The organism is Bartonella sp. AP150HLJHH (assembly GCF_042196385.1).
GTDB lineage: Bacteria > Pseudomonadota > Alphaproteobacteria > Rhizobiales > Rhizobiaceae > Bartonella.
Genome location: NZ_JBHIQC010000042.1, coordinates 2,553 through 7,409 on the forward strand (window position 1 = coordinate 2,553; position 4,857 = coordinate 7,409).

Consider the following 4,857-nt stretch of genomic DNA (forward strand, 5'->3'; position numbering starts at 1 on the left):
TTTGCCGGTGCCTCTCCTTATCCTTTTGCTTTGCCTATTGCTCAGTCTCTCCAAGACAATGCAAAAAAGGTGGGGGTACGTTTTAAAATTGAACGCTTCGTAGGCACACAGTTATTTTCAAAACTATCTGCACGTACTTTTGATACAATTTTTTTCGGATGGAATAATGATTCTGCGGATCCTCATACAATGGCTTCACGTCTTATTTATAATCCAGATAATCGGCTTGAGGCTAAAAATACAGGCTATGCGAGTTGGTGCCATGGGTATTTGGATGAAACTATGAATCAAAAGGTTCAAGATGCATTGTTTCAAAAAGATCCCAAAAAACGGGCGCAAATGTATGCTGATTTACAACGTGATTTTATGCAGAAAGGGCCTTATGCTTTTATCTATCAGACGTATCACACGATAGCGATGACACCTGATGTTAAAAAATGGGTTTGGAATAGTGCACCACGTATTTTTTATAGTGCAATTGAAAAATAAGAAGGTATCAAGTTTATAAAATATAAAAAACATGGTCATGATATATTTGATGTATTGCAAAGCTCTTTAACACTTTGCAATACATTGAATTTTATCGGGAATGGATTACTATGTTGTGTAGAGAATTTTATTTCAGGAATTCTTATAGAAGATGTGTTTGTTTGGATGTTAGGATTGAGTATTTTAACTTCTATTGATAGAATTTTCGGATGAAATAATGACTCTAGATATCCCCATACAACGGCTTCAAGTTTTTTTTACAACCCTGATAATCGATTTGAAATTAAAAATATAAGCTGTTCTAGTCGGTGTTATGGGTATTTTGATGAAGCTATAAATCAAAAGTTTAAAGATGTGTTGTTTCAAAAAGGTTCACAGAAACGGGCGTAAAGAATTGAAAAATGGTAAGTTTGTTTAGTGAAAAAACAGGTGTAACAAATGTGGCAGAATTCACTGTTTCCGAAATAGCAGGGGCTCTAAAGCGTGTTGTTGAAGAAAAGTTTGGTTATTTACGGGTGCGTGGGGAGATATCAGGGTACCGTGGTACTCATGCTTCGGGACATGCTTATTTTGCTTTAAAAGATGATAAGGCAAGGTTGGAAGCTGTTATTTGGCGTGGAGTTATGGAAAAGCTCAAATTCCCTCCTGAAGAAGGGATGGAAGTAGTTGCTGTTGGTAAACTTACAACTTATCCAGGGTCATCGAAATATCAAATTGTCATTGAGGCTCTTGAACCAACGGGGGTTGGTGCTTTGATGACACTTCTTGAAAATCGTAAGAAAAAGTTTTTAGAAGAAGGCTTGTTTGATGAAGAAAAGAAAAAAACTTTGCCTTATATGCCTCGAATTTTAGGCGTTGTAACATCACCAACAGGTGCTGTTATTCGTGATATTATTCATCGTATATCCGATCGTTTTCCGTTGCATATTTTGGTTTGGCCTGTACGTGTTCAGGGGGAAACAAGTGGGAGGGAAGTGGCTGTTGCTGTTGAAGGTTTTAATGCTCTTGGTCTAGGTGGACTTATTCCAAAACCTGATCTTATTATTGTTGCACGGGGAGGAGGAAGTTTAGAAGATTTGTGGGGGTTTAATGACGAAGCTGTTGTTCGTGCTGTTTATGAATCTTCTCTTCCTGTTATTTCTGCTGTTGGGCATGAAACGGACTGGACCTTGATTGATTATGTGGCTGATTGGCGCGCTCCAACTCCTACCGCCGCAGCAGAACGGGCTGTTCCTGTTAAGCTTGATCTCGAGGTGCTGGTGGCATCGCTTGATGCACGTTTGCGCAAGGGACTCGCGCGTTATTTGGATTTTTATCGACAAAAATTGCGTGCTACTCTACGAGCTCTTCCGACTGCCGATCAACTTTTTGCTCTACCACGGCGTGGTTTGGATGAAACTTCAAGTCGATTGCAGCGTGCTCTTTGTGTAAGCTACGATAAAAAACGTTTTTCTTTTCATGCACTTGGTGTGCGTTTTTCACCGCGTTTGTTAAATAGTGAAAAAGCACAACGCAATACAAAGGAATATACGGCACGTCTTCAGCGTGCTTTTGTGCGTAGTGTGGAAAAACAACGTGCTGGGTTAGAGGTAGTATCTAGGCTTTTAAGAAGCACTTCATATCAGAATATTTTGGAGCGCGGTTTTGTTTTGGCTTTGGGGAAAGATCATAAGCCCATTAAACGATTGGTTCAGTTTCCTGAAACAGGGCAAATAAATTTACGCTTTTTTGATGGAGATATCAGTGTTGCAACACAAGAGCCTATTTCCGCTAAAAGATCAAAACACAAGCAGATAAAGTCACCAAGCGATGATCAAGGAACTCTCTTTTAATACGGTTAATGCCATGCTTGCGGAAGGTCTTCTTAAGGGAGTGGATGAAAAAGTTCGTTGCGCATGGGCTGGAACGGATCCACTTTATTGTGCTTATCATGATACCGAATGGGGAAAGCCTATTTTTGAGGATATTCGTTTGTTTGAGAAAATTTGTCTTGAAGGTTTCCAAGCGGGGCTTTCTTGGTTTACAATTTTAAAAAAACGCTCTTTTTTTCGCGTTGCATTTGATCACTTTGACTTTGAAAAGATTGCTCATTATGATGAGCTGAAGGTGCAAATGTTAATGCAGAATAAAGACATTGTTCGCCATCAAGGAAAAATTCAATCAGTGCTTAATAATGCATTGAGAGCACAAGAAATTATAACAGAGTGGGGGAGTTTGTCCCACTATTTTTGGTCTTTTCAGCCACCACAATTGGAGCGTTATGAAAAAATAGATTTTCAAACACTGTTAGCTAACCCTATGACACCTGCTTCTCTTCGTCTTTCTCAAGACTTGAAGAAACGTGGTTGGACATTTGTTGGCCCCACAATTTGTTATGCTTTTATGCAGTCCGTAGGAATTGTTAATGATCATCTTGAAGGATGTTTTTGTCGATAAATTGGCAAACTTTCTTTTGTAAGAGTAATGATTAATAGGATAATAATTGAATTATTTAATAAATGTATAAATTATACAATTCCGCTGTATAAGATAATTGAAATATACAAACTATACAATATTAATGATTTTCTATTGTTGTTGGCACTAAAAACGATAAAGGTATAATTTTGAGGATGAAAAAACAGATGCAAAAAGGAGTGATATCTTAACTGTTATGTATCTGAAGTGAGATAATGGTAATGTCTTGTATGTTTTAAAGAAACATTTAGTACACCAAAGCCCATTTCGCGACGCAGCCCGTGAATGGTATGACAGATAAGTCCATAATGCACTCCATCTTTAGGTTTATGAAGGAGCAAATCGGCACCATCACGCATTTACTAGCTCTCAGTGTTGTGAAACAGTCTTTGGCATTTGTAATGGTTCAGAAGAGTTTTTTTTATTTCCGTTAATAACGTGACTGTTATAATTAATGAATATTTTATTCATGTTTGTTGACGAATGCAAAGTGGTTGTTAGATGGGGTGCTGTTGTTGCATTGTTTTTCTTTGCTTGTATGACTGTTGGTTTATTTATATGTAGGTTGATTGCCCAATGCTTACCTAGGCAATATAAAATGAAATGCAGCGATGAAAAATTGAAGTTAAATGACTCAAGCTGCTTGTGTTGGGTTTTATTATCTGATAGCTTTCCTCTATTAGTAGAGTGATCTTGCCGCGTGTGCGCTCCAATTTTTTGGAAGATGATTAAGCTCATGCAGGCTTGTATCCACTACATTACTTCGTTGAATCTCTGTATGTTTCCGCTGGAAACGAGAGTTCTGTTGCGGTATGTTGTTTTCTATTCTATTTTTATAGTGGTAAAGCAATGATGCACGCCAAAGTTTAGAAGGGTTTATATTCGTTATGTCTTTAGGGGGGAAACGTCTAATGAATTTTGTTTTTATCAATGGGGGGATGCATTTTAGTGTATATTCTTTTATTGTAAGCTTTATTTCTCAAAAGATAAAGCGTGGAAGGAATGATTCTTCTCATTTTTCCTTTATCTTTGTTAACGCGTTTGGTTTTGTTGGTAAAAACGTAAAACTTTTGACACTTATTTTTCAAAAGATTAAGCAGCTTTTTGTGGGGGATAGCGTTTTAGAAAAGATATTTTCTTATGTCTTTCTGCTGTTTCAGTGCCGTTTTGGTCATGTAGTAAAGATGTGCCACATCTTGAAACTGAGTGTTTGAGGGGGATGACTATTTTTAAAGTTTGCATATTTTATTTTAAATGTCGCCTAAAGGAATAGAATAATGAATTCATAAATTTTTGCGTAATGATTTTTTTAAAGCTCACTATTTTTTTGGGCGACAAGGCTTATTGATGATTAATAGGGAACTGATATAGTGCATTATCATATGCAAAGAGGTTATGAAAAGAATGTAATACTGGTTAGCAAAACATATATTGCATGTTCGTTATGGTTTATTGAGACGTAAGTCAATGAATTTATCAAGTAGATGACTCTGTGTAGGTGACTAAAAATATAGGCGATTAGAACGTATTTATTCAATGTTATAATTATAAATTTGCTATATTATTTCAGCGTCATTAATTGATAAAAATAAATAAAGGGAAAAGTTTATGAACTTGAAGAAAACAATATTGAAAAGTAGCAGCTCTCTTGTTTCTGCTCTTATGGCATTGGCGATGGTTGCACAACAAGTTTCAGCAAAAACACCGGCTAATACCCTTGTGATGGCTTGGAATCTTGATGCAATCAGTACGTTTGATCCCGCACAACTTAATGATGTTTATGGAAGTGAAATTATTTACAATATTTGTGATAATTTGGTCAGTACTGCGACAGATGATCCTGCTAAAATGGTTCCCGCTTTAGCAACACATTGGGATGTTTCAGGTGATGATCACAGTACGGTGATTACT

General features: G+C 36.8%; 3 protein-coding genes and 2 pseudogenes. 4 read left to right on the forward strand and 1 reads right to left on the reverse strand.

All coding sequences use genetic code 11. From position 1 onward, the window contains the following. The 3 genes and pseudogenes from ACFING_RS08765 to ACFING_RS08775 all read left to right on the forward strand — a co-directional run. Positions 1-489: pseudogene (locus ACFING_RS08765) on the forward strand (ABC transporter substrate-binding protein); the annotation flags it as partial. Between the two features lie 401 nt (positions 490-890). Beyond that, positions 891-2,321 carry an exodeoxyribonuclease VII large subunit gene (xseA, locus tag ACFING_RS08770; protein WP_375630524.1) on the forward strand — a complete coding sequence of 477 codons (1,431 nt, stop codon included), beginning with the start codon at positions 891-893 and terminating at the stop codon, positions 2,319-2,321. Then, the gene (locus ACFING_RS08775) at positions 2,299-2,925 is read left to right on the forward strand and encodes a DNA-3-methyladenine glycosylase I (protein WP_375612273.1); all 627 of its coding nucleotides are present in this window, start codon (positions 2,299-2,301) and stop codon (positions 2,923-2,925) included. Before xseA ends, ACFING_RS08775 begins: the two co-directional genes overlap by 23 nt. Positions 2,926-3,140: 215 nt before the next feature. Here the strand turns inward: ACFING_RS08775 and ACFING_RS08780 are convergent, their stop codons facing one another. Next, positions 3,141-3,305, reverse strand: coding sequence for a hypothetical protein (locus tag ACFING_RS08780; protein ID WP_375630526.1), 165 nt, complete (start codon positions 3,303-3,305; stop codon positions 3,141-3,143). Positions 3,306-4,554: 1,249 nt separating this feature from the next. Here ACFING_RS08780 and ACFING_RS08785 point away from each other — a divergent pair. Then, positions 4,555-4,857, forward strand: a pseudogene (locus tag ACFING_RS08785) (ABC transporter substrate-binding protein); the annotation flags it as partial.